General features: G+C 72.1%; 14 protein-coding genes. 6 read left to right on the plus strand and 8 right to left on the minus strand.

The window, feature by feature from the left end; genetic code table 11:
• Positions 1 to 87 precede the first annotated feature (87 nt).
• A complete protein-coding gene (locus tag HHX33_RS09475; protein ID WP_138460001.1) occupies positions 88 to 1,278 on the plus strand; it encodes an ROK family transcriptional regulator in 1,191 nt (396 codons plus the stop codon).
• Between the two features lie 64 nt (positions 1,279 to 1,342).
• Here HHX33_RS09475 and HHX33_RS09480 read toward each other — a convergent pair whose 3' ends face one another.
• Genes HHX33_RS09480 through HHX33_RS09510 form a run of 7 tightly spaced genes read right to left on the minus strand, consistent with a single transcriptional unit; the run spans position 1,343 to position 8,010 of the window.
• Positions 1,343 to 2,668 (minus strand): alkaline phosphatase family protein, encoded by a 1,326-nt coding sequence (locus HHX33_RS09480; RefSeq protein ID WP_111699528.1) that lies wholly within the window; start codon positions 2,666 to 2,668, stop codon positions 1,343 to 1,345.
• Positions 2,668 to 3,798 (minus strand): metabolite traffic protein EboE, encoded by a 1,131-nt coding sequence (eboE, locus tag HHX33_RS09485; protein WP_111699527.1) that lies wholly within the window; start codon positions 3,796 to 3,798, stop codon positions 2,668 to 2,670. The genes HHX33_RS09480 and eboE overlap by 1 nt, the downstream gene beginning before the upstream one ends.
• 2 nt (positions 3,799 to 3,800) lie before the next feature.
• A complete protein-coding gene (locus HHX33_RS09490) occupies positions 3,801 to 4,643 on the minus strand; it encodes a TatD family hydrolase (protein ID WP_182874241.1) in 843 nt (280 codons plus the stop codon).
• Positions 4,644 to 4,648: 5 nt separating this feature from the next.
• Entirely contained in the window at positions 4,649 to 5,152 is a 504-nt protein-coding gene (locus tag HHX33_RS09495) for an EboA domain-containing protein (RefSeq protein WP_111699525.1), read from the minus strand.
• A complete protein-coding gene (locus HHX33_RS09500) occupies positions 5,118 to 5,984 on the minus strand; it encodes a sugar phosphate isomerase/epimerase family protein (RefSeq protein ID WP_310741280.1) in 867 nt (288 codons plus the stop codon). Before HHX33_RS09500 ends, HHX33_RS09495 begins: the two co-directional genes overlap by 35 nt.
• Positions 5,981 to 6,826 carry an SCO3242 family prenyltransferase gene (locus tag HHX33_RS09505; protein ID WP_182874242.1) on the minus strand — a complete coding sequence of 282 codons (846 nt, stop codon included), beginning with the start codon at positions 6,824 to 6,826 and terminating at the stop codon, positions 5,981 to 5,983. The genes HHX33_RS09500 and HHX33_RS09505 overlap by 4 nt, the downstream gene beginning before the upstream one ends.
• Complete coding sequence (locus tag HHX33_RS09510; protein ID WP_182874243.1) at positions 6,823 to 8,010, minus strand: inositol-3-phosphate synthase; 1,188 nt, start codon at positions 8,008 to 8,010, stop codon at positions 6,823 to 6,825. The genes HHX33_RS09505 and HHX33_RS09510 overlap by 4 nt, the downstream gene beginning before the upstream one ends.
• 375 nt (positions 8,011 to 8,385) lie before the next feature.
• On the opposite strand from HHX33_RS09510, the gene HHX33_RS09515 reads away from it, so the two are divergent.
• From HHX33_RS09515 to HHX33_RS09525, 3 genes are all read left to right on the plus strand, one after another.
• Entirely contained in the window at positions 8,386 to 9,516 is a 1,131-nt protein-coding gene (locus HHX33_RS09515; protein ID WP_182874244.1) for a sugar phosphate isomerase/epimerase family protein, read from the plus strand.
• Positions 9,517 to 9,631: 115 nt separating this feature from the next.
• Positions 9,632 to 12,940, plus strand: a complete 3,309-nt coding sequence (locus tag HHX33_RS09520; RefSeq protein WP_220501663.1) for a PQQ-dependent sugar dehydrogenase — start codon at positions 9,632 to 9,634, stop codon at positions 12,938 to 12,940.
• 172 nt (positions 12,941 to 13,112) lie between these two features.
• Positions 13,113 to 14,186: a DUF4349 domain-containing protein gene (locus HHX33_RS09525; protein WP_182874245.1), complete on the plus strand. Its 1,074-nt coding sequence runs from the start codon at positions 13,113 to 13,115 to the stop codon at positions 14,184 to 14,186.
• A 15-nt stretch (positions 14,187 to 14,201) separates the two neighbouring features.
• Here HHX33_RS09525 and hemE read toward each other — a convergent pair whose 3' ends face one another.
• Positions 14,202 to 15,239: a uroporphyrinogen decarboxylase gene (gene hemE / locus HHX33_RS09530; RefSeq protein WP_111697960.1), complete on the minus strand. Its 1,038-nt coding sequence runs from the start codon at positions 15,237 to 15,239 to the stop codon at positions 14,202 to 14,204.
• Positions 15,240 to 15,707: 468 nt separating this feature from the next.
• On the opposite strand from hemE, the gene HHX33_RS09535 reads away from it, so the two are divergent.
• Positions 15,708 to 16,304: a DUF3000 domain-containing protein gene (locus HHX33_RS09535; protein ID WP_111697961.1), complete on the plus strand. Its 597-nt coding sequence runs from the start codon at positions 15,708 to 15,710 to the stop codon at positions 16,302 to 16,304.
• Positions 16,305 to 16,307: 3 nt separating this feature from the next.
• Positions 16,308 to 17,531, plus strand: a complete 1,224-nt coding sequence (locus HHX33_RS09540) for an HRDC domain-containing protein (protein WP_182874246.1) — start codon at positions 16,308 to 16,310, stop codon at positions 17,529 to 17,531.
• The last annotated feature ends 68 nt before the right edge of the window (positions 17,532 to 17,599 follow it).

Below are 17,599 nucleotides of genomic sequence, written 5' to 3' on the forward strand. Positions count from 1 at the left end.
CCAGAGCAGAAGTAGAGTCAGTTACTTCATGCAACCGATTTCCCCGATCCCGAAGTTCTCCCGACCCCGAAGAGCGGCGTGAAGCGAATGACGGTTCGCCCCGAGAATCCGCACCAGGCCCGGCTCCTGCGCCTCCTGCGTCAGGACGGCGCGCGCTCACGCGCCGAGCTCGGGGAGGTGGTCCGTCTGTCCGCGTCCAAGCTCGCCCTCGAACTCGACCGCCTCGCGCAGCTGGGCCTGGTGGAGTCCGGAGGCCTCGCGGCGTCCCGGGGCGGACGGCGCTCGGGCATCGTGCGCCTCTCCTCGGATCTGCGCTTCGTCGGCGTCGACATCGGCGCCACCTCCATCGACGTGGGCGTGACCAACGGCGAGCTGGAGGTGCTCGGCCACCTGTCGAAGCCGGCCGACGTGCGGGAGGGCCCCGAGGCGGTCCTCGACCAGACGATGGAGCTCGTCGGCAAGCTGCTCACCGGTGAGACGGCCGAGACGCACGGCGTGATCCACGGCATCGGCCTCGGCGTCCCCGGCCCGGTGAGCTTCCGCGACAGGACGCCGGTCTCGCCCCCGATCATGCCCGGCTGGGACCGCTTCCCCGTACGGGAGTCGCTGACCCGGGAGTTCGGCTGCCCGGTGCTGGTGGACAACGACGTGAACATCATGGCGCTCGGCGAGCTGCACGCCGGGCTCGCGAGGTCCGTCGACGACTTCCTGCTCGTCAAGATCGGTACGGGCATCGGCTGCGGCATCGTGGTCGACGGCGGGATCTACCGCGGGGTGACCGGCAGCGCGGGCGACATCGGCCACATCCGGGTGGACGAGGACGGCCCCCTGTGCACGTGCGGCAACACGGGCTGTCTTGAGGCGTACTTCGGCGGCGCGGCGCTGGCCCGCGACGCCCTGGCCGCCGCCCGCTCCGGCGACTCCGCCTTCCTCGCCGAGCGGCTCGCGCACGAGGGCGTGCTCACCGCCGAGGACGTGGGCGCGGCGGCGGCCTCGGGCGACGCCGCCGCCGTACGGATGGTCCGCGAGGGCGGCCGGCACGTGGGGCTCGTGCTCGCCTCGCTGGTGAGCTTCTTCAACCCCGGCCTGGTGATCATCGGGGGCGGGGTGGCGGGTCTCGGCCACGCGTTGCTCGCGGAGGTCCGCAGCGTCGTCTACCAGCGCTCCCTGCCGCTGGCGACCGGCAACCTGCCCATCGTCTTGTCGGAGCTCGGCGGGACCGCCGGAATCGTCGGGGCGGCCCGCCTGATCAGCGACCACCTGTTCTCGGCGGAGTGAGCCTTCCCCCAAGGCGAAGGCCGCCGCCCCGATCGCGGGACGGCGGCCTTGTCACAGGTGTCTCTCAGCCCTTGAGCAGCTGCGTCAACAGGCCCTTGAACTCCGTCGCGGCGTAGGACTCGCCCTCGAAGGGGCCCAGCAGCACCGGACCGTCCGCCGCCGTGTCGGGCAGCCGGCCGTGGCTGCCCCGCACCGGCGCCGGGTCGAGGGGCACCACCGACATCATGTAGCGGAAGCCCAGCTTCTTGCGGGCCAGCGCCGCGCCGGCGCGGAGCTTCACGAACGGGTCGTCCGGGTCCATGAACAGCTCGGCCGGGTCGTATCCGGGCTTGCGGTGGATCTCCACGAGCTTCGCGAAGTCGGGCGCGCGATCGTCGGACAGCCAGTAGTAGTACGTGAACCAGGCGTCCGGGTCGGCCACGGCGACGAGATCGCCGGCCCGGTCGTGGTCGAGGCCGTACCTCGCCTTGCCCTCCTGGCCGAGGACCTCGTCCACGCCGGGCAGCTCGGCCACGATGTCGCGGACGCGGGGCAGGTCGGCGGGGTCGCGCACGTAGAGGTGGGCGATCTGGTGGTCGGACACGGCGAAGGCCCGGGACGCCCAGGGGTCCAGGTACTCCATCCCGGCCTGGGTGTAGACCTCCAGCAGCCCGGCCCGGCGCAGCGCGCGGTTCACGTCCACCGGCCGGGACGCGTTGGTGATCCCGTACTCCGACACCACGACGAAGGTGGCGTCCTCCCGCAGCAGGGGCGCGAGGGCCGCGTCGACCTCACGGGCCGCCGCGACGGCCTGCGGCGCGTCCGGGCCGAACCGCTGCAGGTCGTAGTCGAGGTGCGGCACGTAGACCATCAGCAGGTCCGGCCGTTCCCGGGTGAGGATGCGGCGCGCGGCCGCGATGATCCACTTGGAGGAGGCGATGTTGGCGTTCGCCCCCCAGTAGGAGAAGAGCGGGAACTCCCCGAGCTCGGCCACGAGGTCGTCGTGCAGCGACGGAGGACGGGTGTAGCAGTCCTGGTCCTTCTTGCCGTCCGCGTAGTAGACGGGCCGGGGGGTGACGATGAAGTCGCTGGAGCCGCCCATGGCGTACCACCAGCAGACGTTGGCCGTGCGCATCCCCGGCACCGCGTCCCACAGCTGCTCGCTCTGGATCAGCCGGTTGTGCTGCCGCCACAGGAAGACCTCGCCGAGGTCGCGGAAGTACCAGCCGTTGGCGACGATGCCGTGGTCGCGCGGCATGGCCCCGGTCAGCAGGGTGGCCTGCATCGTGCAGGTCACCGCGGGCAGCACGGGCTTCAGGGTGGCCGCGGCCCCCACCTTGGCGACGTTCGGCATGTGCGCGAGCAGGCGCGGGGTCAGGCCGACGACGTTGACGACGACGACGGGCGCCATCAGATCTCCTTAAGTCCGAGGGCGGCGAGCCGCCGCCGGGTCCAGTCCAGCTCCGCGGCGATGCCCTCGGCGATGTCCACCGGGCCGGGCAGCACGCTCCAGGTGTAGGTCTCGACCTCGAGGTGCCGGGTGAGGGGGGCGGCGAGGTCCCCGTGGGGGGAGGCGGGGGTCACCAGCAGCCGCAGCAGGTCCTCCAGATAGGAGGAGGTGGTGGTGAGCGGCGGCGGGGGCGCGGCGTGCAGGGGCATGTGGAAGTGCGTGCGCCACGGCAGGTCCGTGGGCAGCGCCCCGGCCAGCGCCTCGGGCAGGTCGTCGGTGTAGCCCGCCGCGCACCGCGTCTGGTGGAGGTACCGCTCCTCCACGTACGCCGCCAGCGCGTGCTGGCCGCCCGGCGGCGCCTCCACCGCCGACGACACCTGGAGCTTGACGATCGGCAGTCCCAGGGCCGCCGCGTCGGCGGCCTCCTCCAGGCCGACGGCGAGATGGCAGGCGTCCAGGCAGACGCCGAGGTGGTCGCGGTCGGCCCCGCCGAGCAACGCCACCGCCTGCGGGGTGGTCTCCACGACGCAGCCCGGCTCGGGCTCGAAGCCGACCCGGATCGTCTTGCCGGTGCGCTCCGCCAGCGCCCGCAGGCCCCGGGCGAGCACGGCCAGGCTGGCGTTGACGGCCGCGGCCTTGGCCGGCGTCCAGCCGGTGCGCCAGGCGAGGGGCAGCGTCGAGATCGAGCCCTCGGTCACGTCGTCCGGCAGCAGCGCGGTGAGGATCTCGGCCAGGTCGAGGGTGTAGGCGAGCCGTTCCGGCTCCGCCCAGTCGGGCCGGTAGACCCGCAGTTTCACGACCTCGTCGTGGAAGCCTCCGTACGGGAAGCCGTTGAGGGTGACGACCTCGAGCCCCTGCTCGTCCAGCCGGGCGCGCAGCCGGGCGAGCTCGGCGGGGTCGTCGCGCAGCGCCCGGGCGGCGCGGCGCGACAGCCACAGACCGAGCCCGAGCCGCCCGGCGCCGGTCAGCGAGCGCACCCGCGCGGCGACTCCGGTGAGCTGCTCGTGGATTCCCGCGAGGTCCTCCGCGGGGTGGACGTTCGTGCAGTAGGCCAGGTGGACGACGGGACCGGCGGGATGACGCAGGCGCATGGTCAGCGCGTCCCGCGCAGGATCGTGTTGCCCTCGTAGTCGCCGCCGGACTCGACGTCGTCGAGGACCAGGCGCCCGCTCTGGCCGTAGAAGGCCACCGGGTTGCGCCACAGCACCTGGTCCACGTCGTCGTCGGTGAACCCGGCGGCCAGCATGGCCTCGCCGACCTCGCGGGTCTTCAGCACGTCGCTGCGTCCCCAGTCGGCGGCGGAGTTCACGATCATCCGATCGGTGCCGTACTCCTTGAGGATCGCGACCATGCGGTCCGGGTCCATCTTGGTGTCGGGGTAGATCGAGAAGCCCATCCAGCAGCCGGCCTCGTGGACCATGCCGACGGTCAGCTCGTTGAGGTGGTCCACGAGCACCTTCCCCGGGTCGATCCCCTTGACCACGTCGAGCGTGCGGCGGGTCCCCGCGGCCTTGTCGCGGTGCGGCGTGTGCACGAGCACCGGAAGGCCGTGCTCCTCGGCCAGCGCGAGCTGGGCCTCGAAGACGCGCTCCTCCTCCTGCGTCATGGAGTCGTACCCCGTCTCGCCCACCGCGACCACCGAGTCCTTCAGCAGGTAGCGGGGCAGCTCCTCGAGCACGCCCTGGCACCGCGGGTCGTTGGCCTCCTTGGGGTTGAGCGCGAGGGTGCAGTAATGGCGGATGCCGTACTGCGCGGCCCGGTAGGGCTCCCAGCCCAGCAGCGCGTCGAAGTAGTCGAGGAAGCTCCCGACGTTGGTGCGCGGCTGGCCGAGCCAGAAGGCCGGCTCCACGATGGCCCGGACCCCGGCGGCGTACATGCGCTCGTAGTCGTCGGTGGTGCGGGACGTCATGTGGACGTGGGGATCGAAGATCCGCATGGGAATCAGAGCCTCTCGAGAACGTCGGGGGGAACGGGACGTCCGGCCGCGCGGCGCTCGGCGGCGAAGTCCGCGAGCATGCGCCGCAGCTCCTCGTCGAAGCGCCGGTCGAGGCCCTCGACCGACGCTAGCGGAACGGACATGAAGACGCACTTGAGCACACCCTGCCGGAAGGCGTGGTCGTCGAGCCAGGCCGAGCCGTACGGGCCGAGCGCGGCGGCGACCAGCCGGGTGTCGTTGGTGCGCAGGGCGTCGTGCACGAGCGGCAGGGCGGCCGGGCCGAGGTCGAGGTCCGGGAGCGCCCGCAGGATGTCCAGCCGCTCGGAGGCGTCACCCTGCCAGTAGAGCCTCGTGACGGCCTCGGCCGGCTCCGGCCCGGCCTTCGCGAGCGCTCTCAGCAGCTCCACGCGGGCGCCGGGGCCGCCGTCGCGCGCGGCCCTCGGGAACAGCGCGTGGACGGTCTCCGGGTCGCGCTCAACGTCGGCTACGGCCCGCGCCAGCCAGGTCATGTGCCCTCCTCAGGAATTCGATCGACCTTCTCGCCACGTCGGGAGCCGCGTGGCTGTGCCGGGCGAGCTCGACGGCCACGAGGCCGCCGAAGCCGTCGAGGGCGGCGAGCGCGGGCGGGAAGTCGATCTCGCCCTCGCCGAACTCGAGGTGTTCGTGCACGCCCCGCCGCATGTCCTCGATCTGCACGTGGACCAGATAGGGCTTCGCCCGCTCGACGCACTCGGGCACGTCGTACGGCTCCAGGCAGCGGCAGTGCCCGATGTCGAGGGTGAGGCCGAAGCGGGGGTGCCCGCCGAGCAGGCCGCGCAGCCGTTCGTACCCGGCGAGGTCCTGCACGAGCATCCCCGGCTCCGGCTCGAACCCGAGCGTGACGCCCACCCGCTCCGCCTCGGAGAGCAGGCGCTCGCAGTGCCGGGCGAGCCGGTCCCACGCCTCCGCCTCGGGCACCTCCGGCGGCCGGATGCCGCTCCAGAAGTGCACCACCGGAGCGCCGAGGTCGGCCGCGATCCGCATGGCGCGGCGGATCAGGTCCGCCCGCGCCTCCCCCTCGGCGTGCAGCAGCGTCGGGAAGTGCTTGCGCCGGGAGTCGAGCGTGTACCTGCCGCCGGTCTCGACGGCCAGGGCGAGGCCGAGCCGCCGCGCCAGCCCCGCGATCCGGTCCACCTCGGCGGGCGGGGCGTCGGGGGTGAGGTGACCGTGGTCGAGGGTGATCGCCGCACCGGTGTAGCCGAGGCCGGCGAGGACGCGCAGCGCCTCGTCGAGCGGGTGGTCGCGGAAGCCGTTGGTGCAGTACGCCCAATTCACGGGGACGCTGTTCAGGAGCGCGCTCACGAGGTGGCCACCTTCGCCGACAGCCACCGGCCGGCGGGCAGCGCGGCGAGCAGCGCCGCCGCCTGGGCGAGCCTGCCCCGCCCGGCGACGGCCGCCGCCTGCAGCGGGATCAGGCCGAGGATGCTCATCCGCACGGCCTGCCGTACGTGCTGGGGGTCGGGGTCGGTGCACAGCGCCACCTGGGCGCGCCCGGCCGTGGCGAGATACCCGGCGATCAGCCCGGCGGCGCCGAGGCGTTCCACGGTTCCGCCGCCCCGGCAGGCGACGGCGGCCAGCGCGGCGGTCGCGCCGGTGGCGGCCATCGCGCCGACGATCGTCGAAGGCTCGGCGCCGTCGACCTCGGCGGTGCCCAGCAGGGTGATCCCGTACGTGTGCGCGCCGACGGCCAGGGCCATGGGGGCCGCGGCCCGGGTGGCGGGGCCCGCGCCGAGCAGGACGTCGAACACGCGGCAGGCCGCCATGGCGGCCGGGCCCGCCGGCGTGTGCTTGAGCTTGATGTCGTAGGCCCACACGGAACCCGCGAGCAGGCCCGCGAGCGCCAGCCCGCGCCGTCCGCCGAAGATCCCGGCGGCGGCCACCCCGGCGCCGGTCAGCGCGACGGCGACCCCGAGCGCCCCCGCCGGGCTGATCCGCCCGGAGGGGATGGGCCGCTCCGGCCGCTCGACCGCGTCGAGCTCGCGGTCGGACCAGTCGTTGAGCGCCATGCCGGCCCAGTAGAGCAGCACCGACGCCGCGGCGAGGCCGGGCCGGGCGGCCCGCCCGGCCGCGGCCGCCCCCGCGAGCGTGTCACCGGGGACGGACAGCGCGGCGGGCGCGCGGACCAGCTCCAGCCAGGCCCTCACGGCCGGTCGCCCGTCGGTGCCTCGTCCGTCGGTGCCTCGTCCGCCGGGGTCTCGCCCGCGAGTGACCGGGCGAACTCCACCAGCCGGGCGTACTGGGCGGGCAGGTCGTGCCCGGCGCCGCCCAGCGGGTCCTTGAAGAAGTAGCCGAGCTCGGGCAGCACGCCGCTGTGCCCGGCCTCCTGCGCCCGCGCGACGAGGCGGACGAGGTCGAGGACGAGCGGGGCGGCCAGCGTCGAGTCGCACCCCTGCCAGGTGAACTGCATGGTCATCCGGACGCCGAGGAACCCCTCGAACGTGATGTGGTCCCAGGCGGTCTTCCACTCCCCCAGGTCGGCGACGTAGTCGATGTGCGTCAGGCCCTCGACCTCCTCGCCCACGATCGCGGGGACGGCGCGCGCCTTGCTCGCCGACTTGCTCGCCCGGGCGGCGGGGTCGGCCAGCGTGGCGCCGTCGCCGCCGCCGAGCAGGTTGAGCCCCGACCACGACCGGACCCGCAGCGCGCGGCCGGCGAACATCGGCGCGAGCGCGCTCTTGATCAGCGTCTCCCCGGTCTTGCCGTCGCGTCCCGCGTACGGAGCGCCGTTGCGCCGCGCCAGCTCGTCCAGGGCGGGCGGCGTCGGTCCGGCGGAGGGCGTGAACGCCACGTAGCCGCTGCCGGTCAGGAAGGCCGCGTAGGCGTAGAGGGAGCTGGGCGGCAGCGCGTCCGCCCCGGACGCCAGCGCCTCCTCCAGGTCGGCGAGCCGGGCGTACGGCACCTCGGCCGGCGGCTCGGTCGAGGACACGTCCACCACGACCACGCGGGAGAGGCCGTGCCGCTCGCGGAAGTCCGCGATGTCGCCGGCGAGCCGGCGCGCGGCCTCCGCCTGGGTCTCCACGCCCGGGACGTAGCCGTGCCGGATCTCGGCCTCGGCGGCGTCGATGTCCGCCGAGAGGAGAGTCGTCAGGGCGGGAGGAAGCACGCCCGCCTGGGCGAGCAGTTCGGCCCTCTTGCGCAGCGGCGTACCGACCACGTCGTGGCCGCCGAACACCAGGTCGGCCAGGGGCGGGAAGTCGCCGGGGAAGCCGGCGGCCTCGATGACGCAACCCGTGGGCAGGGCGGCTCCCGCCCGTACCGCCGCCGCTCCGACCACTGCCGTGGTCGCGACGGACCCCCGGGCGCCGACCAGCCAGACACCGATGGGCACTGTAACTCTCCCGTCAACTCGGGTATGAAGGATGACCCCGGAACATTCGGATACTAAGTGGGACCTTTTGCCACGCACAAGCAAAAGTTTCCGGCTTGCTACACAAAGTTCATCTACCTGCGATGAAGCGGTGAGCTCAAGATCGTCCACCACCCCTTCCGCCCCTCGTTTCCCACCCGAAATCCCTGGTCGCCCAACCTCCCTGCGGGGAACTTTGTCCTCTGACGGTAGAAAGTTCAAAAGATCATGACGAAACTTCTTCCACGCCCGGTGAAAGAGGCGTAACTTGCTCGTCAAGTGCTCCGCACACACCTGACCCCCGAGGACCCACCCGAGGACCCAGGTGCTTCCACGCAGATGGAGTTAGTAAGACAGATGAGTGCGTACGAAGAAGAGATGGAGACGGCCGGAAACCTCGGACGCAAGCTGGGGCTCAACCGACGCCAGTTCCTCGCGGCCACGACCGGCATGGCGGCCGTCGCCGCGGTCACCGCGGCCGGCCCGATGAAGTCGGTCGCCCGCGCCGCCAACGGCATCCTGGTCCCGCCGCCGCGGCGCGGCATCATCCTCTACACGGTCCGGGACGCGATCAGCCGCGACCCGCTGTCGAGCAACCTCCCGTCCGGCTTCCGGGCCGTTCTGCAGGAGCTCGGCCGGATCGGCTACGCGCAGGTGGAGTTCGCCGGCTACGCCCAGCACCGCAACGCCGAGGGCGGCGCCAGCCTGGAGAGCGTCGAGGGCGCCCGCCTGCTGCGCGGCTGGCTGGACGACAGCGGCCTGGTCGCCCAGGGCAACCACGGCTTCATCCCCGGCTCCTGGCCGCTGAACCAGGCCGACCTGGACCGCTTCAAGCTCCACCTGGAGATCGCCAACATCCTCGGCATGAAGCACGTCGGCACCGGCAACGACCCGACGAGCAGCGCCTACAAGGCCGACTGGGACGTGGCCGCCGAGAAGTGGAACGCTCTCGGCCAGATCGCCTCCGAGGCGGGCCTCAAGCTGTACACCCACAACCACGACGTGGCCTACAGCTTCCTGCTCGACAGCGGACCGCTCGACGCGCAGGGCCGGCCCACCCGCTCCTCCGGCATCCGCCGCCTGGAGTACTTCCTCCAGAACACCGACCCGAAGCACGTGTGGCTGGAGATGGACATCTTCTGGGCCCACGTGGCGCAGTACAAGCACAAGGCCTACACCGCGCCCGACGGCTCGGCGCAGACGCAGATCTTCAACCCGCTCGGCGTCGTGCAGGCCCAGACCATGCGGTTCCCGCTGTTCCACGCCAAGGACGGCAAGATCAACACCGGTACCGCCAACGGCTACGACATGGTTCCGTTCGGCACCGGCGACATCGACTACAAGTCCTTCTTCTCCGAGATGGGCGCCAAGGGCTACCACAACCCGATGTACGAGCAGGACAACGCGCCCGGCGGCACCGCCAACCCGGGTCAGTCGCTGCAGTACGCCGCGCTCAGCTACAACAACATCTCCAAGCTTCGCGGCTGACGATCTTTATCAGCCGCCGAGAATCGGCGGACCGCCACGTGTTCCATTGCAGCGGCACTCGTGGCGGCCCGCCGTTGCCTTGCCACCCCCCAGGAAGAGAAGAGGCGCAGCAGACTTGAAGCGTACTCGCATCGTGCTCGGCGGGCTCGCCGCGGCACTGACACTCCCGTTCGCGGCGTTCACCGCCGCACCCGCACAGGCGGCCGACGAACCGGCCCTGAACTGGCAGAACTACGAGAAGGTCACTCTCACCAAGGACGTCGGCGAGCCGATCGACATGGCGGTCATGCCGGACGGCCGCGTCCTGCACACCGCGCGCAACGGCGACCTCAGGCTGACCGACCCCGCCAGCGGCGTGACGAAGATCATCAACAAGTTCGACGTCTACAACAACTCCGAGGACGGCCTGCAGACCATCGGCCTGGACCCGGACTTCGCGAACAACAAGTGGGTCTACGTCTACTACGCGCCGAGGAAGATGACCGGGCCGTACCCGGCGGAGACCCCGGCAGGATCGGCGCCCAACTCCCTGCCCGCCGGCGCCGACGTGTCCTACTGGGACCAGTGGAAGGGCTACAACCAGGTCTCCCGGTTCAAGTGGGACGGCGACAAGCTCGACCTGTCCACCGAGCAGGTCATCATCAAGGTCGAGACCAACCGCGGGCAGTGCTGCCACGTCGCCGGCGACTTCGACTGGGACGACGACGGCAACCTCTACCTGGCCACCGGTGACAACACCCCGGCCAGCACCCCCGGCGCCAACGGCATGGCGCCCAACAACGACGCCCCCGGCATGAACCCGGGCTTCGACGACCGCCGCGGCGCGGGCAGCACCAACGACCTGCGCGGCAAGATCCTGCGGATCAAGGTGGGGGCGGACGGCTCCTACACGGTCCCCGACGGCAACCTCTTCCCGAAGGGCACGGCCAAGACCCGGCCCGAGATCTTCGTGATGGGCGTGCGGAACCCGTTCCGCATCGACGTCGACTCGAAGACCGGGACGCTCTCCTGGGGCGACTACGGGCCGGACGCCGGCGCCGCCGACCCCCAGCGCGGCCCGATGGGTCTCGTCGAGTGGAACGTCACCCCGCTGAACAAGCCGATGAACGGCGGCTGGCCGTACTGCACCGGCAACAACTTCAACTACAACCACTGGGACTACGCGAATTCCAAGCCGCGTGAGTTCTTCGACTGCGCGGGCGGCGCGACCAACGACTCCGTCTGGAACACCGGCCTGGAGAAGCTGCCCCCGGCGACCCCGGCCGACCTGTACTACGGCGACCGCGCGAGCGACCAGCCGGCGGAGTGGTCCGGGCTCACCGAGTTCGACCCGGTGCAGAACGGCCAGGCCCCCATGGGCGGCCCGGTCTACCACTTCGACGCGGACAACAAGTCGGCGACGAAGTTCCCCGCGTACTGGGACAACAAGTTCTTCTTCGGCGAGTTCTCGCAGGACTACCTGGCGGCGTTCACGGTCTCGGGCTCCGACGGGCCGGTCACCAAGATCGTGCAGGTCCTGCCCAACGCCGAGCTGACCAAGATGGCGATGCCCATCACGGACAACCCGATGGACCTCGAGTTCGGTCCCGACGGGGCGCTGTACGTGCTGGAGTACGGCGACGGCTTCTTCCGCGCCAACCCCGACTCGGGTCTCTACCGCATCGACTACTCGCCCGGCAACAAGGCCCCGCAGGCGAAGATCACCACGGATAAGACGTCGGGCAGCAACGCGCCGCTCACCGTCGAGTTCAGCGGCGCCAGGTCCTCCGACTCCGAGGCCGGCGACCTGACCTACGAGTGGGACTTCGACGGCGACGGCACGTTCGACGCGAAGGGCGTGACGGCGACCCACACCTACGACAAGCTCGGGCAGTACACCGCCCGGCTGCGGGTCACCGACGCGGGCGGCCGGTTCGGCCTCGCCACCCTCGAGATCACCGTCGGCAACACCGCACCCAAGGTCTCCATCGAGACCCCCGGTGACGGCGGCTTCATCGACTGGGGCAACGCGGTTCCGTTCAAGGTCAAGGTGACCGACCAGGAGGACGGCGACAACCCGACCTGCAGCCGGGTCGCGTGGACCTTCGGCCTCGGCCACGACACGCACGCCCACCCGATCACGACCGGCACGGGCTGCACCATCACCTGGGCGACCCCCGCGGACGCTCCCGAGCACGGCGTGACCGAGAACATCTTCGGCGTGGTCGTGGTCAGCTACCGCGACAACGGCGCCAACGGCATCCCCGGCGCCTCCAGCGACACGACCCTGATCCTCAACCCCAAGCTCATGCAGGCCGAGCACGGGGACGACAGCAAGGGCGTCACCAAGACCCCGGACTCGACGGCGTCCGGCCTCAACAAGGTCACCTCGCTCGACGCGGGCGACCACATCGGCTACGACCCGGTGAACTTCGCCGGCATCACCTCGGTGAAGACCCAGGCGACCGGCGCGGGCACCCTGTCCCTGCGCTGGAACTCGCCGACCGCGGAGCCCTTCGCGACCGTCGCGATCCCGGCCGGGGCCGGCTGGCAGACGGTGACCACCGACCTGAAGAACGCCCCCACGGGCAGCGGCAAGCTCTACGTCACCTCCACCGGCGGCGTGGACGTGGACGCGTTCACCTTCGTGGGCGACGGCGTCGCCGACAAGACCCCGCCGACCGTGACCGCCACCCTCAACCCGGCCCAGCCGACCGGTGAGAACGGCTGGTACAAGGGCAACGTGACGCTGACGGTCACCGCGACCGACAACGGCACGGTCGCGAGCCGGCAGTACTCGGTCAACGGCGGCACCACCTGGCTGAACGCCAACAACGCGGTGACGCTGAGCACCGAGGGCACCACCGAGGTCCGCTACCGCGCGACCGACAGCGGCGGCAACGTCTCGCAGATCGGCACCGTCACGGTGAAGATCGACAAGACCGCCCCCGCCGTGGACGTGAGCGGCGTCGAGAGCAAGGCGTACGGCGACTCGGCCTCGATCACGCCGGTCTTCTCGGCCACCGACGCGGCCTCCGGCGTGGCGAGCGTCACCGCCAGGATCGGCGACCGTACGGTCGAGTCCGGGGCGGCGATCCCGCTGTGGACGTTGCCGCTCGGCGACAACACGCTGACCGTCACCGCCCGCGACAAGGCCGGTTTCACCACCGAGAAGACCGTCACCTTCCAGGTCACCACCTCGTTCGCCGACGTGCGCGCGCTGCTGGGGACCTTCAAGGCGGCGGGCAAGATCAAGAGTGAGTCCCTGCTCAAGGAACTCGACAAGGCCGAGGAGCAGGTGGTCGGCAAGGGCCGCAACCACAAGGCCGTCGGCAGGCTGGAGAAGTTCATCGAGTTCGCCGGAGAGAGCAAGAAGGTGTCCGACCCGGCCGTCCGCGACGTCCTCGTCCGGGACGCCGCGGACCTGATCAGGCAGCTCGGCTAGTACTCGGCGAGTACTCAGCCGGCACGACCCCCGTGGGCTCCGGCCCGGCCCGGCCGGGGCCCACGGGTCTTCACCCCCCAGCGGCGAGACGCCGGCGATGACCAGAGGCATTGTGATGCCATCGTGATCGCCGGCGTCGAACTGTCCGTGCGGGTGAACCGATGTACCTGACATGAGTCGAATCCGGTACGGTGCGGCGGCCCTGGCGGCCGTCGCCTTTCTGTTGACGGGGTGTGGGGGCGGCGACGACTCGTCGAGCGGCCAGGCGGCGAGCGACGCCGCCGCGCCCGTGCCCGCCATGCAGGAGCAGGCTCCCGGAGAGGGATCGGCGGGGGGCTCGGCGGCCGGCTCCGCGGGGGGCTCGGCACAGGACTCGAAAGCGGCGTCCGGCGGCGGGAGCGGGAAGCAGGACGACGTCAAGCTCGGCCAGGCCGACCGCGCCATCGTCTACACGTCGGAGCTCATCGTCGAGGCCAAGGACGTCACGGCGGCGGCCGACCGCGCCAAGGAGGTCGTGAGCGGCGCGGGCGGGTACGTCGCCCAGGAACGCAGCGACTTCTACGCGGGCGACGAGCACTCCCCGGGCGGCGGTCAGTGGGTGATCGTGTTCAAGGTGCCCCCGGACCGCTACTCCGGCGTGCTGGCCCAGCTCGGACGCGACCTCGGCGTCCGCAAGTCGATGCGGCAGAACACCGAGGACGTCACCGAGGAGGTCGCCGACGTCGCCAGCCGGGTGAAGTCGGCCGAGGCCGCGCTCGGCCAGTTCCGCACGCTGCTGTCGAAGGCCGACAAGATCGGCGAGATCATGGAGATCGAACGGGAGATCTCCAGCCGCGAGGCCGAACTGGAGTCGCTCCAGGCCAGGCAGAAGGCCCTGGAGGGGCAGACCGGCATGGGAACGCTGACGCTCACCCTGTTCCCGCAGCCGGGCGCCTCCCCCTCCCCGCAGCCGAAGAAGAACGAGGACGCCCCCGGCTTCCTCGCCGGGCTGCGGGCCGGGTGGGACGCCCTGTCCTCGGCGACGGGGGTGACGCTGACCGTGGTGGGCGTGCTGCTGCCCTGGCTCGCCGTGGGCGCGGTGCTGTGGCTGGCCGGACGGGAGATCGTGCGCCGGGTCCGCCGGCGCAGGCCCGCCGCGCCTCCCGCGCCCCCCGCGTCTCCCGGCCCCGCCGCGCCGCGTCCGCCGGTCCGGACCCCCGCGTACACCCCCGGACCCGGGCAGGCGCCCGGCGACGAGCCCGAGTAGGACCCGGAGCGGTGGTCAGCGGGCCGACGCCTCGTGGACGAGGTCGGTGAGCCGGGCGAGCTGGTCGGGATCGGTCGAGGGAAGCACGCCGTGGCCGAGGTTGAACACGTGCCCCTCGGCCACCCGGCCGCGTTCGAGCACGTCCCTGGCCCGCCTCTCGACGACCTCCCAGGGCGCCAGCAGGATCGCCGGGTCGAGGTTGCCCTGCAGCGCCTTGCCCGCGCCCACCCGGAGCGCCGCCTCGTCGAGCGGCACCCGCCAGTCGACGCCCACCACGTCGGCGCCGGCCTCGCCCATCACGCCGAGCAGCTCGCCGGTGCCGACGCCGAAGTGGATGCGCGGCACCCCGAGGTCCGCGAGCCCGGCGAAGATCCGGCTGGTGTGCGGCAGCACGTACGTCCGGTAGTCCTGCGGCGCGACCGCGCCCACCCACGAGTCGAAGAGCTGGACGGCCGACGCCCCGGCCAGCGCCTGCACGCGCAGGAAGGCGAGCGTGATCGCGCCGAGCCGCTCCATCAGGGAGTGCCACAGCTCGGGCTCGCCGTACATCATGGCCTTGGTGCGGTCGTGGTTCTTGGACGGGCCGCCCTCGATGAGGTACGACGCGAGCGTGAACGGCCCTCCGGCGAAGCCGATCAGCGGGGTCCCGCCCAGCTCGCCGGTCAGCGCGCCGACGGCCTCCGTCACGTACGGCACGTCGTCCGGCTCCAGCGGCCGCAGGGTGTCGACGCCCGCCTTGTCACGGATGGGGGTCCCGACGACCGGGCCGACGCCCGGCTTGATGTCCAGGTCGACGCCGATCGCCTTGAGCGGGACCACGATGTCGCTGAAGAAGATCGCCGCGTCCGTGCCGTACCTGCGGACCGGCTGCATGGTGATCTCCACCACCAGGTCGGGCGTGGCGCAGGCGGTGAGCATCTCGACACCCGCGCGTACCCTCCGGTACTCGGGCAGTGAGCGCCCGGCCTGTCGCATGTACCAGACGGGGGTGTGCGGGACGGCCTCGCGCCGGCAGGCGCGGACGAAGACGGATTCGGCGAGCTGGGGTTTCACGGCACCAGCCTGCCATGCCCGGAGGTCGCCCCGTGCCCGGACCCACCACCTGGGGTTCCCGGAGGACGCGAAAAACTCCGCCGATCCCGTAAGGTGAACCCCATCCCCTCCTGTGAGTCGCCTCACCGCTCGGCAATGTGTTCGTCAATCGGGCATCCGGCATCGATTCCAATACCACTTTCGAGACACGCCGAGTGCGATGCGGGGAAATGTCGGCGGGACGTGCCAACGTCGGATCAGTCCCGAGCGACCGCCACGACCGTGGATCCGACGAGAGGCCCCGGAGCGATGACTTCGATGTGGAGTTCCCCCGAACACCGCACTGATCACGGTGCCGAGCGCCCTGCCTGCCGCCGGGGAGGCGGGCGTCCGAGTACTCGAGCGGCGGCGACGGCTTGACGACTTCTCATGTCCCCCACAGCCACCCCCCTGCTTCGCGCTCTCCCGAATCCGACCTACGCTTCCGTCATGACCCTCGGTGAGCCGCCGGCGCCTCCCGCCGCCTTCCGGCGCGCGCTGGAGACGCTGCGCCCCACCGGGGTCCGGCCGGAGATCGAGCTGGAGGACATCCCGGCGCCCCAGCGGCTCGCGCCGTACTCCGGGGCCGTCGGGGCCTCCGTCTACCGCGACGACGACGAACTCGCCGTCGGCCGCCTGATCCTGCTCTTCGACCCCGACGGCCAGCGCGGCTGGGAGGGGCAGTTCCGCCTGGTCGCCTACGTACGCGCCGACGTGGAGCCGGAGATGACCACGGATCCGCTGCTCGGGCCGGTGGCCTGGAGCTGGCTCACCGAGGCGCTCGACGCGCACGGCGCGCGCTACGCGGCGGTCGGCGGCACGGTCACCCGGGCGGTGTCGGAGGGGTTCGGCAGCAAGGCCGACGACCCCGTCACCACCGAGATCGAGCTGCGGGCCTCGTGGTCGCCGCTCGACGAGGACATGTCGCCCCACGCCGCCGCCTGGTGCGATCTGATGTGCCTGGCGGCGGGCATCCCCCCGTTGCCCCCCGACGTCGCGACGCTGCACCCGCGTCCCGCCCGCAGAGATGACCCGAAGGTCCCGTAGCCAGTGTCAGAACCCGTGATCCAGCCGCTGTTGGAGCCGCGCGAGGGAATCCCGCCCGTCATCGAGGACCCCGCCGCGCTGAGGGCCGCCGTGGAGGCCTTCGCGCGTGGCACGGGGCCCGTGGCCGTCGACGCCGAGCGCGCCTCCGGCTACCGCTACAGCGGCCGCGCCTACCTGGTGCAGCTGCGCCGGGCCGGCGCGGGCTCCGCGCTGATCGACCCCGTCGCCTGCCCCGACCTGTCCGCGCTGGACGAGGCGCTGCGGGAGGCCGAGATCGTCCTGCACGCCGCGAACCAGGACCTGCCCTGCCTGGCGGAGCTGGGCTTCCGGCCGCGGCGGCTGTTCGACACCGAGCTGGCCGGGCGGCTGCTCGGCTACGAGCGGGTGGGCCTCGGCACCATGGTCGAACTGGTCCTCGGGCTGCGGCTGGAGAAGGGGCACTCGGCCGCGGACTGGTCGACCCGCCCGCTGCCGGAGGACTGGCTGCGGTACGCCGCGCTCGACGTGGAGGTGCTGGTCGAGCTGCGCGACTTCCTGCACGACGAGCTGACCGCCACGGGCAAGCTGGAGTGGGCGCTGGAGGAGTTCGCCGCGATCCTGGCCGCCCCCGCCCATCCGCCGCGCACCGACCCGTGGCGGCGCACCTCCGGCATCCACCGGGTCCGCTCGCTGCGCGGGCTCGCCGTGGTACGGGAGCTGTGGACGCTGCGCGACGAGATCGCGCGGGAGGCCGACCTCGCGCCGGGCCGCGTGCTGCCCGACTCCGCGATCGTCCAGGCCGCGCTCGACCAGCCGCGGACGACCAAGGCGCTCACCGAGATCACGCCCTTCGTCGGCCGCAGCGCCCGGCGCCACCTGAACGACTGGCTCGCGGCGGTGAACCGGGCCCGCACGATGCCCGAACCGGCGCTGCCGCAGCCCGTGGGGCCCGGGGACGGCCCTCCCCCGGCCAACCGCTGGGCCGACCGCGACCCGGCCGCGGCCAAGCGGCTCGCGGCGGCGCGGGCCGTCGTCGCCGCGCTGGCCGACGAGCACCGCATGCCGACCGAGAACCTGCTCCAGCCCGACGCCGTACGCCGCCTCACGTGGGAGCCGCCCGCCCCGGTCACGGAGGAGTCGGTGGCCGCGCGGCTGCGCGCGCTGGGCGCCCGGGAGTGGCAGATCGGCCTGACCGTCCACCCGCTGACCAAGGCGCTCGAACGGCTGGAGATCAAGGGAGAGGTCTGACCCGGGACGCCGGCGACCGGCGCGTGCCCTGGGAATGAAGCATTTCGGCCCGGCGCGGCAAGTACTGG

It is taken from the genome of Microbispora sp. H10670, from assembly GCF_014161385.1.
In the GTDB taxonomy this organism is placed as follows: Bacteria; Actinomycetota; Actinomycetes; order Streptosporangiales; family Streptosporangiaceae; genus Microbispora; species Microbispora triticiradicis.

Coding starts and splice junctions, on each gene's coding strand:
- HHX33_RS09480 (WP_111699528.1), bottom strand. CDS start 2,668: ATGGCGCCCGTCGTCGTCGTCAACGTCGTCGGCCTGACCCCGCGCCTG.
- HHX33_RS09535 (WP_111697961.1), top strand. CDS start 15,708: ATGACCCTCGGTGAGCCGCCGGCGCCTCCCGCCGCCTTCCGGCGCGCG.
- HHX33_RS09495 (WP_111699525.1), bottom strand. CDS start 5,152: ATGACCTGGCTGGCGCGGGCCGTAGCCGACGTTGAGCGCGACCCGGAG.
- HHX33_RS09475 (WP_138460001.1), top strand. CDS start 88: ATGACGGTTCGCCCCGAGAATCCGCACCAGGCCCGGCTCCTGCGCCTC.
- HHX33_RS09525 (WP_182874245.1), top strand. CDS start 13,113: ATGAGTCGAATCCGGTACGGTGCGGCGGCCCTGGCGGCCGTCGCCTTT.
- eboE (WP_111699527.1), bottom strand. CDS start 3,798: ATGCGCCTGCGTCATCCCGCCGGTCCCGTCGTCCACCTGGCCTACTGC.
- HHX33_RS09515 (WP_182874244.1), top strand. CDS start 8,386: ATGAGTGCGTACGAAGAAGAGATGGAGACGGCCGGAAACCTCGGACGC.
- HHX33_RS09490 (WP_182874241.1), bottom strand. CDS start 4,643: ATGCGGATCTTCGATCCCCACGTCCACATGACGTCCCGCACCACCGAC.